The sequence below is a fragment of the Streptomyces sp. NPDC048623 genome, from assembly GCF_040650755.1.
Classification (GTDB): Bacteria; Actinomycetota; Actinomycetes; order Streptomycetales; family Streptomycetaceae; genus Streptomyces.
Window position 1 is genome coordinate 217,893 of sequence record NZ_JBEZHV010000001.1, and the last position, 18,134, is coordinate 236,026.

An 18,134-nucleotide genomic window follows, 5' to 3' on the forward strand; every position below is an offset into this window, starting at 1 on the left:
GCCGCCGAGGGCGCCGTCCCGTGTGCCCGCCCGTCCCGCCCTGCGGGACGAATGCCCACAACGGGACGGCGCGGGCAACCGGCCGCAACCGGTCAGGGCGGGCCGGCGCCCGCAACAGGGGCGCGCTCGCGCGCAGCGCGAACGGACCGTCCCCGCCACCGTCGTCCTCGCTCACGACGCCCCCGGGCCCACCCTCGTCCTGCCCCTCCACCGGCTTCCTCCGGGCGCCCTCGCCCTCGGGTCCGAGCTCGAACACCTCCGGCGTGCCCTCGCCGCCACGCCCTACCGCCACCTCAACAAGATCGCGCTGTACGGGGCCTTCGGCGCCCACCGTCTCGACTACCGCTTCGTCCAGTCCCTACCCGGCGGGTTCGATTTCCGGGCCGGGTGCGGGCATTCGCTCCTTGCCTGTGTCGTGGCTCATGGGGGAGGCGGGGGAGACGGGGTCACCGTGCGGGCCGTCACCACCGGGGACGTCGTGCGGTGCGAGGAGGGCGAGGACGGGGCCTACACCGTGGAGTTCCTGCGCGCGCCCGACGCACCCGGGACCCTGCTCACCGGGCGTCCCGTCGACGTGCTCGACGGCGTGCCCGTGACGCTCATCCGATACGGGAACCCGTACGTCCTCGTCGACGCCCGCCACCTCCCCCCGGCACACCAGAAGCGCGCCCTGCTCGCGCTCCGCGCTCGCGCCGCCCGCATCCTCGGGTACGCGCCGGCCTCGCCCCTCCCCAAGATCGCCGCGTTCCGCGAAACGGCGGACGGGGGGCTCACGGCAAGGGCGTTGACCGTGGGCGGCTGGCATCCGCGGCTCGCGCTGACCGGGGCGACCGCGTTCGCCGCCGCCGGGGCGATCGACGGGACCGTGGTCCCCGGCCCCGTCGCCCGGATCGAGACACCCGGCGGGCCGGTACGGGTGTCGGCCACGGCCGCGACCGTGCGGGTCCACGACAAGCGCGCCCACGTCATCGCGCGCCTCGAACTCCCCTGGCGTATCCACGCAACGGCGTGAACGCGCACCCGCTCGGCCAGGGCATTCGCCCTTCGCCTCTGCCACGCTGAATGGCGAGACGACCAGCCGAAGCGCAAGCCGTTCCCGATCCCGTTCCTGTTCCCGTTCCCGTTCCCGTGCCGTATCCGTGGGGAGATCAGACACACATGAAATTCGAGAATCTGCGTGTCGTCGTGACCGGGGCGAGCCGCTATTTCGGGCGCGCGCTCGCCGTCGGGTTCGCCCATCTCGGGGCCGAGGTCTATGTGTCGGCCCGGACGGTCGAGGCCGCGGAGCGGACCCGTACCGAGGTGATGGGCTCCGCCCGCGACCGTATCCACGCCTTCGGCTGTGATCTGAACCGGCCGTCCGAGATCCGGGAGTTCGCGGCCCGGGTCGGTGAGCGGACCGACCGGGTGGACCTGCTGGTCAACAACGGGGCGCGGTGGCTGGACGGGATGGATCTGGAGGCGGCGAGCGACGACCAGATCGTGGAGACGATCGAGTCGACGGCCGGCGGCACCGTCCTGATGGTGAAGCACTTCCTGCCGCTGCTGCGCCGCTCGCTAAGGCCCGACATCGTGAACATGGTCGCGGTGCGCGACGCCGAGGGCGCGTCCGCCGCCACGGCCGGTGCCGCGCACGAGGCGTTCTGGGCGGCGAAAAGCGCGCAGGCCGGATTCGCCGACATTCTCTCGCGCCGGCTCCGGCCCTCCGGCGTGCGCGTCTTCTCCCTCTTCCCGCCGGACTTCTCCACCGCCGACCCGCGTTTCGCGGAATGGGCCGGGGTGGCCAGTCCGGACGGAATAGCGCCGGAGGAGAAGCTGACGACCCAGGCGCTGTTCGAGTGCATCGTCTACGCCGTCGAGCAGCCCCGTGACTGTTTCATCCGCTCCTTCCATTTCGAGCCTCGCTGATCGAGCCAGGAGGTCCCATGAACACGCCCGTCTGGATCACCGCGACCCCTCCGGCCACCCACGGCGAACTGCACATCGGCCACCTGGCGGGACCGTACGTCGCGGCCGACGTCCTCACCCGCTACCTGCGGGCCGAGGGCGAGCCCGTCCGCTTCACCACCGGCACCGCCGACCACGCCAGCTCCGTCGAGGTCCGGGCGCTGCGGCACAACCGCAAGCCGGAGGAGGTCGCCGAGGGCTACCGCGCGGCGATCACCGCCGACTGGCTGCGCTCCGGCGTCGAGTTCGACCACATCGTCCGGCCGCGCAAGGACCGCGGGTACGCGCGCTGGGTGCAGGACCTCTTCAGCCGTCTGTACGCGCAGGGGGTCATCGCCCCGCGCACGCGCCTGCTGCCGTACTGCGAGCCCTGCGAGCGCTGGCTGTACGGGGCGCACGTCACCGGCACCTGCCCGCACTGCGGCGCGGTCAGCGACGGCGGGATGTGCCACGAGTGCGCCCGGCCGAACGACGGCGGGGACCTGATCGCACCGCGCTGCTCGATGTGCGACACCCCGGCGCTCGCCAAGCGCTGCCGCCGGCTCTACGTACCCCTGGAGCCGTTCCGCGACCAGCTGTCCGACTACTGGGCGATGGTCGAACTCCCGCCGCGCCTCGCCGCGTTGTGCGAGTCGCTGGTCGAGGACGGGCTGCCGGACATCGCGGTCGGGCACCCGGCGGAGTGGGGGCTCGACGTGCCCGTGGAGGGCTTCCCGGAGCACCGGATCGACGCCTGCTTCGAGGCGGCGGCGATGCACCTGTTCGGCTACGACGCCACCGGGCCGCTGCCGGCCCGCACCATCCACTTCTGCGGCTTCGGGCACGCCTTCTGCCACGCCGTGCTGCTGCCGGTGCTCCTGCTCGCGCAGGACATCAAGCTGCCGCAGGAGTTCAACGTCAACGAGTCGTACGTGGTGGAGGAAGGCGTCCACGAGGGCAACGTGTGGGCGCTCGACCTGCTCACCGAGTACGGCTCCGACACGCTGCGCCGCCATGTCCTCCAGGCCCGGCCGACCGGCCGCCGCACCGTGCACCAGCGCGACCGGCTCGCCGCCGCCCGGCACGAGCTCGACGAGATCTGGAACAGCTGGCTGACCCGGCTCTTCGCCGCCGTCCGCGAGGAGTGCGACGGGGTCGCGCCGCAGGCGATGCCCGGCGGCACCGGCTGGCAGATCCTGGAGCGCCGGCTGCACCGGGGCGTGGACGACCTGCGCGAGGCGTACGGCCCCGACGCCTTCGACCCGCGCCGGGCGGTCGCGGTGCTCGACGAGATGGTCCGCTCGGTCGCCGACTTCGGCTACGTCAACGCGCACGAGCGCTGCCGGCCGACCACCAGCTGCCGTCATCTCCCCGCCCTCGCCGCGCAGTTGGCGGTGGCGTCGGCGCTCGCCTCCTGGGCACGGCCGGTGATGCCGGAGGGCGCGGACCGGCTCGCGGCGGCGCTCCAGGTGGCGCCGGGGCGGCCGGTCGACTGGTCGGCGCTGATCGCTCCGCTGCCGGGGACGCGGCTCGCGCCGCCGTCCGGTCCGGTCTTCGGCTTCTGAGCCCCGATCCGTACAGCACCTCCTCTGTGAATTTCCTTGACTCAATACTTGCCTTGAGTCAAGCAGTTTCAGAGCTCCTCACCCCCCCCAGCCTCGATCCGTACCTCCCCGCCGCGTGACCGGCGCGACACGCGCGGGGGCACGCGGCCCTCCCACAGGAGCCCCTCGTGTCCCTGCGCGTCGCCATGCTCAGCGTCCACACCTCCCCGCTCCACCAGCCCGGAACCGGGGACGCCGGCGGAATGAACGTCTACATGGTCGAGTTGTCCCGGGCGCTTGCCGAACAGGGCGTCGAGGTCGACCTGTTCACCCGCTGCCGTGGGGAGGGCCTGCCCGGGCTCGTCGATCTGGAGCCCGGCATACGGGTCCGGCACCTGCCGGCCGGGCCCCGCCGGCCGCTGCCCAAGGAGGCCATGCCGGACCTGGTCGTGCCCTTCTCGCTCGCGCTGCTCAAGGAGGGCCGCCGCGGCGACCGGCGTCGCGCCGGGGACCGCCGTTACGACCTGGTCCACTCGCACTACTGGCTGTCCGGGCAGGCCGGGCGGATCGCCTCCTTCGGCTGGGACGTCCCGCTGGTGCACACCGCGCACACCCTCGCCCTCGTGAAGAACGCCCACCTCGCGGCCGGTGACACCCCGGAGCCCGAGCTGCGGATCCGCGGCGAGCACCAGGTGGTGGGGGACGCGGACCGGCTGATCGCCAACACGGCGGACGAGGCGGAGGCCCTGCGCACGCTGTATGGGGCGGAGTCGGCGCGCACGGAGGTCGTACGGCCCGGGGTCGCGCTGCGGACCTTCGCCCCCGCTCACGGGCGGGCGGCGGCCCGTGCGCGCCTCGGGCTGCCGGCGGACGCCTTCATCCCGCTCTACGCGGGGCGGATCCAGCCCCTGAAGGGGCCGGACGTGCTGGTCCGGGCGCTCGCCGAACTGCTCGGCATGGACCCGGAGTTGCGGAGCCGACTGCTCGTCCCGGTGGTGGGCGGGCACTCGGGGGCGACCGAGCAGGGGACGGTGTGGCGGCTCGCGGCCGAGCTCGGGGTCGCCGACGTCCTGAAGGCCTGCCCGCCGGTGCCGCAGGAGCGGCTCGCGGACTACTACCGGGCGGCGGACGTGCTCGTCGTGCCCTCGCGTTCGGAGTCGTTCGGCCTGGTGGCCCTGGAGGCGCAGGCCTGCGGGACGCCGGTGCTCGCGGCGGCGGTCGGCGGGCTGCCGACGGCGGTGTGGGACGGGGTGTCGGGTCTTCTCGTACGGGGGCACGACCCGGTCGAGTACGCGCGACGGCTGCTCTGGCTCGCCCGCCATCCTCAGGCGCGGGTCACGATGGGGGAGGCGGCGGTCCGGCACGCCCGGGGGATGAGCTGGCGGGCCTCCGCCACGCGGACGATCGACGTCTACGAGGACGCGCTGGCGGTCCGGGACCGAAGGGTTCCGCGGGAGAAGTCACGGGTGAACGCGCGGGTGGACTCAGGTGAGAACTCGCGAGTGAACTCACAGGTGGGGCAAGGGCGGCGGCACGCCCCTGCCCCGGCGGCCCCTCTCTCCTGGAGGAACGAGAAGGCCGTAGCACGAGTTTAGCACCTCTTTTGGTTCGACCAAAGGTTAGGGGCGGCCAGGATGCGCCAATTCCGTTAGCCCGGTGGCGCATTGACGCACTCACGCCATGGCGGATCCACGCATCGAGAATCCCTGGATTCGCTCTGGAGCGGCCGACAGAATAGAGATGTCTTCAGGGAGCGCCCGGCGGCACGGGCCCCCGGAAGGCGGAATTCACATTCCCACTCCTGGAGGAATCATGACCGCTCAGCAGAACACCGGCCTGCGCACCGCCGTCCGTCAGCTCGCCCTCGCCCTGGTCGCCTGTACGGCCGTCGCCGGCGGCGCCGCCCTGGCCGTGAACTCGGGCTCCGGCGCGGACTCCCACGCGGTGGCCGGTGTCGCCGAGGAGGTCGCCACCCCGACCCCGAGCCCCTCGGACGGCAACGGCTGGAACTCCTCCTCCCCGGCGCCCGCGGGCAACTGAGCGCCACCCGGGCATCACCTGGGCATCACCTGAGATCGTTTGCGCATTGCGCTGAAGAGGGCCTGCTCATAAGCCCCGTGATTTCCCGCACCCGGGAAATCACGGGGCTTATTCGATTGTCACTTGCCCGGCGGCCGGTCAGCGGCGCGGCTCAGTCGAGCCAGCCGAGCCGGACCGCCCGCACCCCCGCCTCGAAGCGGCTCTGCGCGCCCAGGTCCTGCATCAGCTCGGACAGCATCCGGCTCACCGTGCGCAGCGAGACGCCGAGCGTCCGGGCGATCTTCTCGTCCTTCATGCCGGTGGCGAGCATCCGCAGTGCGGCCCGCTGCTGTTCGCTCAGCCCGTCGCCGCCCCGGTCGGCGCCCACGTCGTGGCCGAAGGGCGCGGCCATGTGCCAGCAGTGCTCGTAGAGTCCCAGGTAGGAGCCGACGAGGGCCGGGCCGCGGGCGAGGATCGCGCCCTCGGCGGCGTTCTCGGGGCGGATCGGCAGCATCGCGAACTGCCGGTCGGCGATGATCATCGTCATGGGGACGTGGGGCGACAACCGCACCTCCACGCCCACTTCCAGACGGCGCGTCAGCATCTCGGCCACCTCCGGGTGGCTCGCCGCGTGCTGGCTGTAGATGGCGCGTACGCGCACACCGTTCTCGATCTGCCGTCGGTCCCGGCTCAACACCCGCTCGGCGACCTCCTGCACGAGCGAGGTCGGGTGCATCGACACCAGATCGGACTGGATGACATCGGTGATGTCCTCCAGGACCTGCTGGATGCGCCGGTAGTCGGTCAGCTGCTCCACATCGATCTCGGGGCGCAGCGACGTCGAGCGGAGGAAGGTGCCGGCGAGCTTCTCCAGGGTGCTGTACGCCTGGTCCGCCTCCGCCAGATGGTCGCGCAGCCGCTCCCGCTCCCGCTCCAGGAGGCGAAGCAGCGCGATCTCCGGATCGATGGCGGCGACCGTGTCGAGGTCCGGCTGCTGCTGCCAGGCTCCGCTGCGCAGCGCCTCGCGTTCGGCGTGGGTCGCGGTGGTCGGGGCGATGAGGCCGAGGGAGAGCAGTTCCTGGCGACATCGCTCGTACTCCTCGGCCGTGAGCCCGAGTTCGGCGGTCACGTCCGCGAAGCTGGAGACCCCGCGCCGGCGTAACTCCTGATAGACGGGCACGAGCCGCCCGTGCGGACGCGTCTCGCAGCGCGGGGACCCCGGCACGCCGCCGCCGGTCGTGCCGCCGCGGGTCGTGCTGCCGCTGGTGGTGTCGTCGGTCGCAGCCATGGCGCGAATTCCCCCTCGTCGTCGTGGATCCACCGTCGAATCGAATCGTCAGGCTACGTGGCACGCGTTACGGACGGACCACCGTCCAGGAGGCCGAGCCGGTGGGCCCGGACGCCGGCCTCGAAGCGGGTGGACGCGCCGAGTTCCTGCATGAGTTCGGAGATGAGCCGGCTGACCGTGCGGAGGGAGACGCCGAGCGTCCGGGCGATCTTCTCGTCCTTGGTGCCGGTGGCGAGCATCCGCAGCACGGCCCGCTGCTGCGCGCTGAGGCCGTCGCCGCCGCGCTCGGCGGAGGCCGCCGCGTCGTCGCCGTACGGCACGGCCATGTGCCAGCAGTACTCGTAGAGGGTGAGGTAGCTCCGTACGAGCGCCTCGCCGCGGATCAGGATCGCGCCCTCGCCAGGGGTGTTCGGCCGGATCGGGACCAGGGCGAACCGCTCGTCCGCCGCGACCAGGTTGACCGGGACCACCGGCGCGATCCGCACCTCCACGCCGAGCGCGGCCCGGCGCGCGACGACCTCGGCGGTGGCCGGGTCGGCGATCGCCGCCCGGTCGTAGACGGAACGGCAGCGCACCCCGCGGTCGAGACGGCGCCGGTCCCGGTCGAGCAGCCGCTCCGGGTCGAGCCGTCCCGGCCGGGTCGGGTACATCGCGCTCGCCTGCCGCTGGGCCAGGTCCACCATGTCCTCCAGGACCTGCTGGATGCGCCCGTAGTCGGTCAGGACCTCGGCGGCGACCTCGGCGTGGTCGAAGACCTCGGCCTGGAGGTACGTGCCGGCGAGCGTCTTCAGCGTCCGGTACGCCCGGTCGGCGCGCGCGGAGTCCTCCTGGAGGCGGGCGTGTTCCTGCTCCAGGAACCGCATCATCGCCATCGTCGGCTCGACCGCGGCCACCGCCCCGGAGTCCGGCCGCCAGTCCTCCGCGCGCAGCACGTGTGTCGGTACATGGGCACTGCCCGCCGGGACGATCAGGCCCAGCGCGAGCAGCGCCTCCTGGGAGCGCTCGCGGTCCCTTTCCGGCACGCCCGCCACGGCGGAGGCCTCGGCGAAGTCCGTCAGACCGCGGCGGCGCAGCTCCCGGTAGAGGGGCACGAGGTGCGGCCCGGAACAGCGCGGGGAAGGGGGCGGGCCGGCGGGATCCGGCAGGCCGGCGAAGTCCGGTAGGCCGGCGGGATCCGGCAGGGCGGCGGAGTCCTGCGGGGCAGCGGAGTCCTGCCGGGTAGCGGAATCCGCCGTCGTCATGCCGCGCGCCCTCCCCGTCCACTGGACCTTCCCCGCCTTTTCCGTGGTCAGGCTATGCGGTGGTGTGCTCGTACGGTTCGCCGTCGAGCAGGCCGAGCCGGGCGGCCTTCACACCCGCCTCGAAGCGGCTCGCGGCGTCGAGTTCCTGCATGACCTCGGAGATCAGGCGGCTGACCGTGCGCAGCGAGACGCCCAGGTTGCGGGCCACCTGTTCGTCCTTGATGCCGGAGGCCAGCATCCGCAGGGCGGCGCGCTGTTGCTCGGACAGGCCGTCGCCGCCGGGCTCGGCCGGTTCCTCGTGGCCGTACGGGGTGGCGGCGAGCCAGCAGTAGTCGTAGAGGGCGCGGTAGGAGCGCACCAGGCCGGGGCCGCGGGCCAGGATCGCGGCCGATTCGGGGTCGTGCGGGTCGGTGGGGAGCAGCGCGAAGTTCTCGTCGGCGAGCACCATGTTCATGGGGACGACGGCGGACAGGCGCACCTCGACACCGAGCGCGGTGCGTTCGGCGAGGTGCTGCACCATCTCCGGGACCTGGCCGACGCGGTGGCTGTACATGGCCTGGACCCGCACGCCGCGGGTCACCCGGTCGCGGTCCCGGGCCAGTTCGAGGGGCATCTCCTCGCGGCGGACCGAGCCGGTCAGCATGGAATGGACGGAGGTTCGCACCGTGTTCGTCAGGTCGGCCAGTTCCCGGCGGATCCTGGCCGGATCCTCGACGATCTCGACCTCCACCTCGGAGCCGGGCTCCGTGCCGGCCCGTAGGAACGGTCCGGCGAGGGTCTCCAGGGTGGTGTGCGCACGGCTGGTCTCGGCCAGCCGGCTCTCCAGGCGCTCGCGCTCGTGCTGAAGGAGGCGGAGCAGGGCGATGTCGGGGGCGACGACGGTGGGGACGGCGGGGGCGGCGGCCGCCGGTTCGAGCAGGCCGAGGGCGACCAACTCCGCGTGGCAGCGGCCGCGTTCGGCCTGGGTGAGATCGAGACGGTGGGCCACGTCGTCGAAGGACTCGCCGGGTGCGCTGCGCAGCTCCTGGTAGAGCGCGAGAGCCTGCTCGCTCCCCGTACGCGCTCCGGCGGCGTTTTTGGACACGGCGCAGCAGACTCCCCTCGGATCGCGCGCAGCACGCGGATCCTGTTGAAACGCCCCGCTAGACCCTGCCACATATTCGAACGCGACGCATGGTGTTCCCATGCATTCAGCGCGAAGCGGCCTTACGGCCGGTCGGCCTCGTCCCCGTCGTCTGCGGCGGGCGTGTCGTCCGTGTCGTCCGGCTCGTTCGCCGCGTGGCAGTCGGGGCAGACGCCCTTGAAGACCACCTCGGCGTCGCCGATCCGCCACCCGGGCAGGCTGCCGCGCGGCGGGGCGGGGGCGGTGGCCGCCACGTTGTCCACGCGGCCGCACGTGAGGCAGAGGGCGTGCTGGTGCGGGGGGCCGGAGATCTCGAAGACGGCGGGCAGGCCGGGGCGGTCGAACTTGCTGACCAGGCCGGTCTCCTGGAAGTGCCGCAGCATCTCGTAGACGGCCTGACTGGTGAGGGTGCCGAGCCGCTCGCGGGCGGTCGCGGTGATCGCCTCGACGTCGAGATGGCCGCTGGCGGCCAGCACCGTGAGCACTTCGAGGCGCGGACCGGTGACCCGCAGGCCGACATCGCGCAGGCGCTGGATCACCGCCTCGCGGCCCGTCAGCTCTTCCACGACTGCCATGCCCTCGTCTCCGCCTGCCACCCGATGCCTGGTCGGCTCAAACCTTTGTGGGCATCGTACCTCTTGGCGGTCCTTGTCGTCAGGCGTCAGGCATCAGACGCCAGGCATCAGACGCCAGGCATCGGACGCCAGGCGTCAGTGGTCAGTCGTCCGTGCGGCAGACGAGCAGCACGCTCTCGGTCCGTTCGTCGATCCGGTGCCGGCGCCGGCCCTCGATGTGCAGGCCGGCCGAGTGCAGCTCGGCGGCCAGGTGCTCGCCGTCCACGATCCACTTGTCGGTGCTCCGCACGACCCGCTCGGTGGAGAGCTTGCCGGTGCGGGCCGAGAAGTAGGTGATCCGCTCGCTCATGGTGCGCAGGTCGAAGGTCTGCCGGGCCACCACCCATTCGTCGATGCCGTCGAAGCGCGGCACCTGGAAGGCCCAGGTCCGCTGCGGCTCGGCGACCAGGCCGGGCAGCAGATGGGCCGTGTAGTCGAGCGCGAGCGCTCCGCCCGCCCCCAGGTGCGAGGCGATCTCGCGCAGCAGCCGGGGCCGTGCCTGCGGCGGTACGGCGGAGACCATCGCGCCCGCGAGCAGCGCGAGCCGGTAGTCGCCGTCGAGCCGCAGCTCCGTGAGGTCGGCCCGGGTCGTCACGATCAGCCCGGCGACCTGCGGGCCGATCCGCCGGGCCCAGTTCCCGAGGCGCTCCAGGGCGGGGCCGTCCCGGTCCACGGCCTCCACGGCGAAGCCGTGCCGGGCGAAGGGGACGGCGAGCCGTCCGGCGCCGGAGCCGAGATCGAGAACGGGGCCGCCGGTGGACCGGGCGAGAGCGAGGTACCGGACGATGTCGGCGCTGTGCGGGCCGAGGAGCGCGTCGTGGAGCCAGACCGAGTCCTCGTCGCCGGGGGAGACGGATTCCAGTCCGGGAAGGGTGTCGGACGGGAGCCGGATCCCGGCGCCGGGGGCGGGCAGGTCGTATCGGGACGGCAGGACCGGGGCAAGCGGTGCGGGCACGACGGGCAGGGCAGTTCCGCTCGGTGTGTGCATCGCTCCTCCAGGTGCTCGCTCGGTCCGTGCCGTCCGGGCGGGGCGCCCGTGCCGCCGGGGCCGCGCCGCTGGACTCCATCCTGACCTGCGGCGGAGCCCCGGTTCCAGCGGAACCGGGGGCGTGAACACGCGATGGCGTGTCTCTGCCACGGGGGCGTGCGGAGGAGTCGTACGCGCCGGGGCGGGTCCCGGGGGAGGAGAGCGCGGACGGCTGCGGGGCGAACACCGCGCCTGGAGCGGGCCCTGGAGAGGCCCTGGAGAGGCCCTGGAGAGGCTCTAGAGCGGGCGGCCCCGGCGCGTCGCCGTACCCGCCAGCGCAGCGAAGCCGCACCGTTCGTAGAAGGGGAGCGAGGGGTCCCGGTCCGCCGGGAGCGTCAGCCGCTGCTCCGTCGCCCCGTACGCCCGCATCCGCTCGCTCGTCGCCGCGAGCAGGGCCGTACCGACTCCGGCGCGGCGGGCGCCGGGGAGCACCGCGAGGGCGTAGAGCTCGCCCTCGCCCGGTACGGGGACGCCGCCGGCCACCGCGCCGAGCAGCTCGCCGTCCGGTCCCGTCGCGACCAGCCAGCCGAGCCAGCCGGGCGCCCCGCCGGGAATTTCAATTTCCGCGCGGATACGGGGGAGTGCGCATTGCGAGGAGACGAGCCGGCCGGTCGGGATTTCGCCGAGGATTTCCGTGTAGCTGCCCCGAATGCACTCGGCAAGCAGCCTGGATATCGTCGTCGCGTCGGCGGCTTCCGCCGCCCGCACGTCCGCCAGCTGCATTGGTTCGTACCCTTCGACGTGCCGAGCTGAACGCCAACATGCCCACAGTAGCCGGGAATTCGGATGGAGTGTGACCGAGTGGCCGACGTGAAATCTACGAATTCCCTTAGTAATCAATTCGGGAACGAGCAGCAGGCGATGATCAGCGGGGCCGCCGCCAGGCCGGCCGCCACGATCGTCGCAAGCCCCCGCAGCACCGGGTGCCCCGCGCTGTGCGGGGTGAGGATGCGCCGCATCCGCAGCGCGGCCGAGGGGCCGCCCGCGCCGAAGGCCGGCCGCGGCGCCCGCCCGGCGGCGAGCGCGTAGAGCGCCGTGGCGAGCGCGTCGCGCGAGCAGCGGCGCAACGCCCGGTCGTCCGCGGCCATTTCGAGCAGCAGCGGTACGGCGCTGCCGCCGTGCCGGGCCAGCGGCAGGTGCCGGAACACCGCCGCGAACGCCTCCGCCGCGGCGACGAGCAGATGGTGCCGCCCCGCGATGTGCGCCCGCTCGTGCGCGAGCGCGGCGGCCAACTGCGGGGCGGTGAGGGTGTCGAGGGCGCCGGAGGACACCACGACCCGGCGCGAGCGGCCGGGCAGGCAGTAGACGGCGGGCCGTTCGTGCTCCAGGACCGTGACGCCGAGCCCCGGGTCGTACCGGCCGACCAGACGCAGCGTCTCGGCGTGCCGGCCCCGCTGCCGGCGGGCCCGCAGCGAGACCCGGGCGAAGCCGGTGACCGGGACGGCGAACACGGCGACCGCGACGACGAGCGCCGTGTATTCGAGGGGCGTGAGCCTCAGGAACTCCGCGGCGGGCGGCAGTCGGAGCGTGAACAGCGCGTCGCCGAGCCGGTGGCCGGTCGTGCTCGGCAGGATCAGCTGGGCGGGCAGCAGCGCGGCCGCGCCGGTGAACACCGCGCCGCTCGCGGCCCACACGGCGAGCGCGAGCCGCGGCACCTGCTGCGCCCAGCGCGCCCGTACGAGCAGCCAGGGGACGAGGAAGCCCGTACAGAGGGCGAGGCCCAGGGGCGGGAGGGTGTGGTGGTTCATCCGTCCACGCCCTGGGTGCGACGGGCGGTGCGCAGCGCCGCGTTGAGCGCGGCCATGTCCTCGTCGGAGATGGTCTCGACGAAGCGGAGCAGTGCGGCGGGCCGGTCCTGGCTGTCGCCGAGCGCGTCCTGCATGAGCCCCGCGGTGTACTCCTCGCGGCTGCGGACGGGTTCGTACAGCCAGGCCCGGCCCGTCTTCTCGCGGCGCAGCCAGCCCTTGCGGTGGAGTATGTCCGCGACGGTCATCACCGTCGTGTAGGCGACCCGGCGCCCCAGATTGATGTCGTCCACGATCTCGCGGACCGTCGCGGGCCGCTGCCAGGCCCACAGCCGGTCCATGATCTCGGCCTCCAGCTCTCCCAGCCGGCGCACGTGCATCCCCTCCCCCGCTCCGGGCGGCTCATCGTACGGGCCGTCGCACCCGCTCAGGTATACCCCCCCGGGGTATGGATGGGGGAGGTGGACGGCCCGAGGGCGGCCCCGGTGAGGAGCCGCCCTCGGAAGTGCGTCAGGTATGGACCGGATGTGGATCAGGTCCGGATCAGGCGGGCGATCGCCTTCGACGCCTCGCCGACCTTGACCTTGGCCTGGTCCCCGCCGGCCTCGATGGCCTCCGTGACGCAGCAGCTGAGGTGCTCGTCCAGGAGGGCCACGGCGCAGGACTGGAGCGCGGCGTTGATCGCGGAGACCTGGGTCAGGACGTCGATGCGGTAGGTGTCCTCGTCGACCATCCGCTGCACCCCCCGGACCTGACCCTCGATCCGCCGCAGGCGTCTGATGATGTCTTCCTTGTGGTGTACGTAACCGGCCACGGCGGGCTCCCGTCAGGGTCAGGTCAAGGGTCCGGAGGTCACTTGTCCGCGGCCTGGAAGCCGCGCAGGCGGAGGCTGTTGCCGACCACGAAGACCGAGGAGAAGGCCATCGCGGCGCCGGCGATCATCGGGTTGAGCAGTCCGGCCGCGGCGAGCGGCAGGGCGGCCACGTTGTAGGCGAAGGCCCAGAAGAGGTTCGAGCGGATGGTGCCGAGGGTCCTGCGGGAGAGCCGGATGGCGTCGGCCGCGGCGCGCAGGTCGCCCCGTACGAGGGTCAGGTCGCCGGCCTCGATGGCCGCGTCCGTACCCGTGCCCATGGCCAGACCCAGGTCGGCCTGGGCGAGCGCGGCGGCGTCGTTGACGCCGTCGCCGACCATGGCGACCGAACGCCCCTCGCCCTGAAGGCGCTTGACGACGTCGACCTTGTCCTGCGGCATGACCTCGGCGATCACCTCGTCGATGCCGACCTCGGCGGCGACGGCCCCGGCGACGGCCTTGTTGTCGCCGGTGAGCAGGATCGGGGTGAGACCGAGGGCGCGAAGGCGCCTGATGGCCTCGGCGCTGGTCTCCTTGATGGCGTCGGCGACTTCGAGGACCGCGCGGGCCTCGCCGTCCCAGGCGACCGCGATGGCGGTCTTGCCGGCGGCCTCGGCGGCCTCCTTGGCGGCCCGGAGCGACGGGGTGAGCTCCATGGCCCACTCCTGGAGCAGCTTCTCGCGGCCGACGAGGACGGCGTGGCCGTCGACGACGCCCTGGACGCCGAGTCCCGGGATGTTGGCGAAGTCCTCGGGGGTGGGCAGGGCGCCGACCCTGGCGGCGGCGCCGGTGGCGACGGCCTGGGCGATCGGGTGCTCGGAGGAGTGCTCCAGGGCGCCGGCGAGGCGCAGGACGTCGGTCTCGTCCGTACCGGTGGCGGTGTGGACCTTGATGAGGGTCATCCGGCCGGTGGTGACGGTGCCGGTCTTGTCCAGGACGATGGTGTCGACCTTGCGGGTGGTCTCCAGGACCTCGGGGCCCTTGATCAGGATGCCGAGCTGGGCGCCGCGGCCGGTGCCGACCATGAGGGCGGTCGGCGTGGCGAGGCCGAGGGCGCAGGGGCAGGCGATGATCAGTACGGCGACGGCGGCGGTGAAGGCGGCGGTGAGGCCCTGCCCCGTACCGAGCCAGAAGCCGAGGGTGCCGAGCGAGAGCGCGATGACGACGGGCACGAAGACGGCGGAGATCCTGTCGGCGAGGCGCTGGGCGGCGGCCTTGCCGTTCTGGGCGTCCTCGACGAGCTTGGCCATGCGGGCGAGCTGGGTGTCGGAGCCGACGCGGGTGGCCTCGACGACCAGGCGGCCGCCGGCGTTCAGGGTGGCGCCGGTGACGGAGTCGCCGACGGAGACCTCGACGGGCACGGACTCGCCGGTGAGCATGGAGGCGTCGACGGCGGAGGAGCCCTCGACGACGGTGCCGTCGGTGGCGATCTTCTCGCCGGGGCGGACCAGGAAGCGGTCGCCGACCTGGAGTTCGGAGGTCGGTACGGTGATCTCGCGGCCGTCCTTGAGGACGGTGACCTCCTTCGCGCCCAGCTGCATCAGCGCCTTGAGCGCGGCGCCGGCCTTGCGCTTCGAGCGGGCCTCGAAGTAGCGGCCGGCCAGGATGAAGGCGGTGACGCCGGCCGCGGCCTCCAGGTAGATGTTCCCGGCGCCGTCGGTGCGGGCGATGGTGAACTCGAAGGAGTGGGTCATGCCGGGGGTGCCGGCGGTGCCGAAGAACAGCGCCCACAGCGACCACAGGAACGCGGCGATGGTGCCGACCGAGATCAGCGTGTCCATCGTCGCGGCGCCGTGCCTGGCGTTGGTCCAGGCGGCCCGGTGGAAGGGCCAGGCGGCGTAGACGACGACCGGCGCGGCGAGCGTGAGGCTCAGCCACTGCCAGTACTCGATCTGCAGGGCCGGGACCATGGCCATCGCGATGACGGGTACGGCGAGGGCGACGGCGGTGATCAGACGCTGCTTCAGCGGCCGCAGCTCGGCGTCGGCGAGCTCCTCGTCGGAGGGCCCCTCCGCCCCTCCGCCGCCGCCGTTCCCCGGGGCTCCCGCCGCCGGGCGCTCGGGCTCCGGCTCCTTGGCGGTGTAGCCGGTGGCCTCGACGGTCGCGATGAGGTCGGCGACGTCGATGTCGGCGTCGAAGGTGACCTTCGCCTTCTCGGTCGCGTAGTTGACGGTGGCCTCGACCCCGTCCATGCGGTTGAGCTTCTTCTCGATGCGGGCCGCGCACGAGGCGCAGGTCATGCCGCCGATGGCGAGCTCGACCTGGGCGGTGCCCGAAGTGGTCGTGGTCATTTCCTGCTCCTCTTTTTTGTGGCTCGGTTTGCCCCCTGGCTTCGCCGGGGGACCCCCGCGGGCGCCTTCAGCGTGCGTCGACGGGGGCCGGGGCCCGGGCGTGGTGGGCGAGCCCCGGCGGCCGGTTGGCGCGCGGCGCCGGGTCAGGCGCGGCCGGTCAGCTCGTAGCCGGCGTCGTCGACCGCCGCGGCGAGGGCGGCCTCGTCGGGCTCGCCGCCGGTGACCACGGTGACCTTGCCGGCGGTCACGTCGACGTCGACGGAGATGACCCCGTCGAGGGCGCTGACGGCGTTGGTGATCGCGGTCTTGCAGTGGCCGCAGGTCATGCCGGAGACGGCGAAGACCGTGGTGGTGGCGTCGGCGACGGCGGTGGCCGTGGTCGCCTCGGCCGCGTTGGTGGAGCAGCTGTGGTCGGGGGTACAGCAGGAGCTCATGTCGTCCTCCGTGGGTCGGGTGGCTCGTGGATACCCTCGGGGGGTATCGGTGTGAGTCCATGTATACCCCCCACCCGTATCCCGCGCAAGTGTGGATCCGGCTTGACTTGATACCCCCTAGGGGTATGGTGAAGTGCAGTTGAGGGACCATGCCGGCCACCCCACCCCATGTACGGGAGAGCAGCCATGAACACCGGAGTGAAGATCACTGCCTACGCCGCCGCGCTCGCCGCGACCTTCGGGACCGCGTACGGGGTCGGCAAGGGCGTCGGCCCGATGGACCCGCCCGCGAAGCCGGAGCACGGCGGGCACGCGGCGGCCACGCCCCAGGAGGAGGGCGGGAGCCACGGCGGCTCTGAGGACCACGGCGGCGCCGAGGGCAACGGCGGCCACGAGGGCCACGCCGAGGGCGCGGCGAACGCGCCCGCCGCCGGCGGCCTCCAGGTCTCCGAGGGCGGCTACACCCTCGCGCTCGGCACCCCGGCCCCGGCCGTCGGACGCAGCACCCTCACGTTCTCCATCAAGGACGCGAACGGCAGGAAGGTCACCGCGTTCGCCACGGAGCACGGCAAGGAGCTCCACTTCATCGTCGCCTCGCGCGACCTCACCGTCTTCCGCCACCTGCACCCGGTGAAGGGCGCCGACGGCACCTGGTCGGTGGACGCGGACCTGCCGGCGGCGGGCGCGTACAAGGCCTTCGCGGACTTCAGGCCGGCGGCCCCGGGCGCCAAGGGCGTCACGCTGGGCGTGGACCTGTCCGTGCCCGGCGCGTACGCCCCGAAGCCGATGCCCCCGGTCGCGCCGGTGGCGGACGTCGACGGCTACCAGGTGCGCCTCGGTGGCACCCTCGACCCGGGCAGGGCGGGCGAGCTGCGCCTGACCGTCACCAAGGCCGGCAGGCCGGTGACGGACCTGGAGCCGTACCTCGGCGCGTACGGACACCTGGTCGCGCTGCGCGAGGGCGACCTCGCCTACCTCCACGTACACCCGAGCGAGGGCGGCCCGGGCCCGGACGTCTCCTTCACGGCGACGGCGCCGAGCTCCGGCACGTACCGCCTCTTCCTCGACTTCCAGCACGAGGGGAAGGTGCGGACGGCGGCGTTCACGGTACGGGCGGGGAGCGCGGGCGCGGCGGGTGGTGCGGCCGGTGGCACGGCGGGTGGCGCGGCTCCGGCGCCCGCTGAGGCGGGGCACGATGCGGCAGGCCACACGCACGGCTAGGCTGGTCCCGAACATTGGACTAGACCTGTAGGCCGTCTATGGGCCGTGCGAGCGGTGGAGGAACGGACTCGATGAGCAACCGTGCAGTGCTGGAGGTGATCGCCCTCGACGAGCGGGACGCGGTCGCTGCCCAGGCCGGTGGGGCGGACCGCCTCGAGCTGGTCACCGACATGGCGGCGGACGGGCTCACCCCCTCCACGGCCGGCTTCGCGGCGATCCGCGCCGCGGTGGACATCCCACTGCGCGTGATGCTCAGGCTGACGGACGGATTCCAGGCGGGAGACGCCGGGCAGGTGGCCGCCCTGGCCGCCCGGGCCGCGGAACTGCGCTCGGCGGGCGCGACCGAGTTCGTCCTGGGCTTCCTCACGGCGGACGGCGAGCCGGACCTGGTCGCGGTGGAGCGCCTGGTCGCCGTCCTCGACGGCTGCCGCTGGACCTTCCACCGGGCGATCGACCGCGCCGCCGACCGCGACGGACTGCGCAAGCGCCTCGCCGACCTGCCGGGCCTCGACACCTACCTCACGGCGGGCGCGGCGACCGGCGTCGACGACGGCCTCGCGACCCTCACGGCCGAGGCCGCCCGGGCCCGGTCCGGCGAGCCCGGCTACGAGCCGCAGATCCTCGTCGGCGGCGGCCTCCGCCTCGACCACCTCCCGACCCTCCGCGCCGCCGGCCTCACCGCCTTCCACATCGGCGGCGCGGCCCGCCCCCAGGGCTGGACCTCCCCGGTCTCGCCGGAGGCGGTACGGGAGTGGCGCGCGGCGCTGGACGCGTAGCCCCCGTTCCTGGACGAAGAAGCCCCAGGCCGGCG

18 protein-coding genes are annotated in these 18,134 nt (G+C 73.2%); 7 read left to right on the forward strand and 11 right to left on the reverse strand.

What is annotated here, in order from left to right:
* The first annotated feature begins 22 nt into the window (after positions 1–22).
* From AB0C73_RS01140 to AB0C73_RS01160, 5 genes are all read left to right on the forward strand, one after another.
* The gene (locus tag AB0C73_RS01140) at positions 23–1,012 is read left to right on the forward strand and encodes a hypothetical protein (RefSeq protein WP_362523191.1); all 990 of its coding nucleotides are present in this window, start codon (positions 23–25) and stop codon (positions 1,010–1,012) included.
* A 146-nt stretch (positions 1,013–1,158) separates the two neighbouring features.
* Entirely contained in the window at positions 1,159–1,908 is a 750-nt protein-coding gene (locus tag AB0C73_RS01145; protein WP_362523192.1) for an SDR family oxidoreductase, read from the forward strand.
* Between the two features lie 17 nt (positions 1,909–1,925).
* Positions 1,926–3,491 (forward strand): class I tRNA ligase family protein, encoded by a 1,566-nt coding sequence (locus AB0C73_RS01150; RefSeq protein ID WP_362523194.1) that lies wholly within the window; start codon positions 1,926–1,928, stop codon positions 3,489–3,491.
* A gap of 185 nt (positions 3,492–3,676) precedes the next feature.
* Complete coding sequence (mshA, locus tag AB0C73_RS01155; protein ID WP_362523851.1) at positions 3,677–5,065, forward strand: D-inositol-3-phosphate glycosyltransferase; 1,389 nt, start codon at positions 3,677–3,679, stop codon at positions 5,063–5,065.
* A 217-nt stretch (positions 5,066–5,282) separates the two neighbouring features.
* Positions 5,283–5,510 (forward strand): hypothetical protein, encoded by a 228-nt coding sequence (locus AB0C73_RS01160; protein WP_362523196.1) that lies wholly within the window; start codon positions 5,283–5,285, stop codon positions 5,508–5,510.
* Positions 5,511–5,661: 151 nt separating this feature from the next.
* On the opposite strand, the gene AB0C73_RS01165 is transcribed toward AB0C73_RS01160, so the two are convergent.
* The 11 genes from AB0C73_RS01165 to AB0C73_RS01215 form a co-directional block, all read right to left on the reverse strand.
* On the reverse strand, positions 5,662–6,777 hold the full coding sequence (locus tag AB0C73_RS01165) for a helix-turn-helix transcriptional regulator (protein ID WP_362523197.1): 1,116 nt from the start codon (positions 6,775–6,777) through the stop codon (positions 5,662–5,664).
* Positions 6,778–6,830: 53 nt separating this feature from the next.
* Positions 6,831–8,018, reverse strand: a complete 1,188-nt coding sequence (locus tag AB0C73_RS01170) for a helix-turn-helix domain-containing protein (RefSeq protein ID WP_362523198.1) — start codon at positions 8,016–8,018, stop codon at positions 6,831–6,833.
* Between the two features lie 52 nt (positions 8,019–8,070).
* Positions 8,071–9,102, reverse strand: a complete 1,032-nt coding sequence (locus tag AB0C73_RS01175; RefSeq protein WP_362523199.1) for a helix-turn-helix domain-containing protein — start codon at positions 9,100–9,102, stop codon at positions 8,071–8,073.
* 122 nt (positions 9,103–9,224) lie between these two features.
* Positions 9,225–9,716, reverse strand: a complete 492-nt coding sequence (locus tag AB0C73_RS01180; protein WP_362523201.1) for a transcriptional repressor — start codon at positions 9,714–9,716, stop codon at positions 9,225–9,227.
* A gap of 142 nt (positions 9,717–9,858) precedes the next feature.
* On the reverse strand, positions 9,859–10,710 hold the full coding sequence (locus AB0C73_RS01185) for a class I SAM-dependent methyltransferase (protein ID WP_362523203.1): 852 nt from the start codon (positions 10,708–10,710) through the stop codon (positions 9,859–9,861).
* A 309-nt stretch (positions 10,711–11,019) separates the two neighbouring features.
* Positions 11,020–11,505 carry a GNAT family N-acetyltransferase gene (locus AB0C73_RS01190; protein WP_362523205.1) on the reverse strand — a complete coding sequence of 162 codons (486 nt, stop codon included), beginning with the start codon at positions 11,503–11,505 and terminating at the stop codon, positions 11,020–11,022.
* A 113-nt stretch (positions 11,506–11,618) separates the two neighbouring features.
* The gene (locus AB0C73_RS01195; RefSeq protein WP_362523207.1) at positions 11,619–12,530 is read right to left on the reverse strand and encodes a M56 family metallopeptidase; all 912 of its coding nucleotides are present in this window, start codon (positions 12,528–12,530) and stop codon (positions 11,619–11,621) included.
* A complete protein-coding gene (locus AB0C73_RS01200; protein WP_362523209.1) occupies positions 12,527–12,901 on the reverse strand; it encodes a BlaI/MecI/CopY family transcriptional regulator in 375 nt (124 codons plus the stop codon). Before AB0C73_RS01200 ends, AB0C73_RS01195 begins: the two co-directional genes overlap by 4 nt.
* A gap of 158 nt (positions 12,902–13,059) precedes the next feature.
* Positions 13,060–13,341: a metal-sensitive transcriptional regulator gene (locus AB0C73_RS01205; RefSeq protein ID WP_362523211.1), complete on the reverse strand. Its 282-nt coding sequence runs from the start codon at positions 13,339–13,341 to the stop codon at positions 13,060–13,062.
* Between the two features lie 38 nt (positions 13,342–13,379).
* Positions 13,380–15,668 carry a heavy metal translocating P-type ATPase gene (locus AB0C73_RS01210; RefSeq protein WP_362523213.1) on the reverse strand — a complete coding sequence of 763 codons (2,289 nt, stop codon included), beginning with the start codon at positions 15,666–15,668 and terminating at the stop codon, positions 13,380–13,382.
* A 143-nt stretch (positions 15,669–15,811) separates the two neighbouring features.
* A complete protein-coding gene (locus tag AB0C73_RS01215; RefSeq protein WP_362523215.1) occupies positions 15,812–16,102 on the reverse strand; it encodes a cation transporter in 291 nt (96 codons plus the stop codon).
* A gap of 186 nt (positions 16,103–16,288) precedes the next feature.
* On the opposite strand from AB0C73_RS01215, the gene AB0C73_RS01220 reads away from it, so the two are divergent.
* Both AB0C73_RS01220 and AB0C73_RS01225 read left to right on the forward strand, forming a co-directional pair.
* On the forward strand, positions 16,289–17,323 hold the full coding sequence (locus tag AB0C73_RS01220) for a hypothetical protein (protein ID WP_362523217.1): 1,035 nt from the start codon (positions 16,289–16,291) through the stop codon (positions 17,321–17,323).
* Positions 17,324–17,394: 71 nt separating this feature from the next.
* The gene (locus tag AB0C73_RS01225) at positions 17,395–18,099 is read left to right on the forward strand and encodes a copper homeostasis protein CutC (RefSeq protein ID WP_362523219.1); all 705 of its coding nucleotides are present in this window, start codon (positions 17,395–17,397) and stop codon (positions 18,097–18,099) included.
* The last annotated feature ends 35 nt before the right edge of the window (positions 18,100–18,134 follow it).

Excerpts from the sequence above, each read along its gene's own strand:
- AB0C73_RS01145 (WP_362523192.1), top strand. The coding sequence starts at position 1,159 with ATGAAATTCGAGAATCTGCGTGTCGTCGTGACCGGGGCGAGCCGCTAT.
- AB0C73_RS01150 (WP_362523194.1), top strand. The coding sequence starts at position 1,926 with ATGAACACGCCCGTCTGGATCACCGCGACCCCTCCGGCCACCCACGGC.
- AB0C73_RS01225 (WP_362523219.1), top strand. The coding sequence starts at position 17,395 with ATGAGCAACCGTGCAGTGCTGGAGGTGATCGCCCTCGACGAGCGGGAC.
- AB0C73_RS01180 (WP_362523201.1), bottom strand. The coding sequence starts at position 9,716 with ATGGCAGTCGTGGAAGAGCTGACGGGCCGCGAGGCGGTGATCCAGCGC.
- AB0C73_RS01215 (WP_362523215.1), bottom strand. The coding sequence starts at position 16,102 with ATGAGCTCCTGCTGTACCCCCGACCACAGCTGCTCCACCAACGCGGCC.
- mshA (WP_362523851.1), top strand. The coding sequence starts at position 3,677 with ATGCTCAGCGTCCACACCTCCCCGCTCCACCAGCCCGGAACCGGGGAC.
- AB0C73_RS01210 (WP_362523213.1), bottom strand. The coding sequence starts at position 15,668 with ATGACCACGACCACTTCGGGCACCGCCCAGGTCGAGCTCGCCATCGGC.
- AB0C73_RS01195 (WP_362523207.1), bottom strand. The coding sequence starts at position 12,530 with ATGAACCACCACACCCTCCCGCCCCTGGGCCTCGCCCTCTGTACGGGC.
- AB0C73_RS01190 (WP_362523205.1), bottom strand. The coding sequence starts at position 11,505 with ATGCAGCTGGCGGACGTGCGGGCGGCGGAAGCCGCCGACGCGACGACG.
- AB0C73_RS01160 (WP_362523196.1), top strand. The coding sequence starts at position 5,283 with ATGACCGCTCAGCAGAACACCGGCCTGCGCACCGCCGTCCGTCAGCTC.
- AB0C73_RS01170 (WP_362523198.1), bottom strand. The coding sequence starts at position 8,018 with ATGACGACGGCGGATTCCGCTACCCGGCAGGACTCCGCTGCCCCGCAG.
- AB0C73_RS01165 (WP_362523197.1), bottom strand. The coding sequence starts at position 6,777 with ATGGCTGCGACCGACGACACCACCAGCGGCAGCACGACCCGCGGCGGC.
- AB0C73_RS01220 (WP_362523217.1), top strand. The coding sequence starts at position 16,289 with ATGAACACCGGAGTGAAGATCACTGCCTACGCCGCCGCGCTCGCCGCG.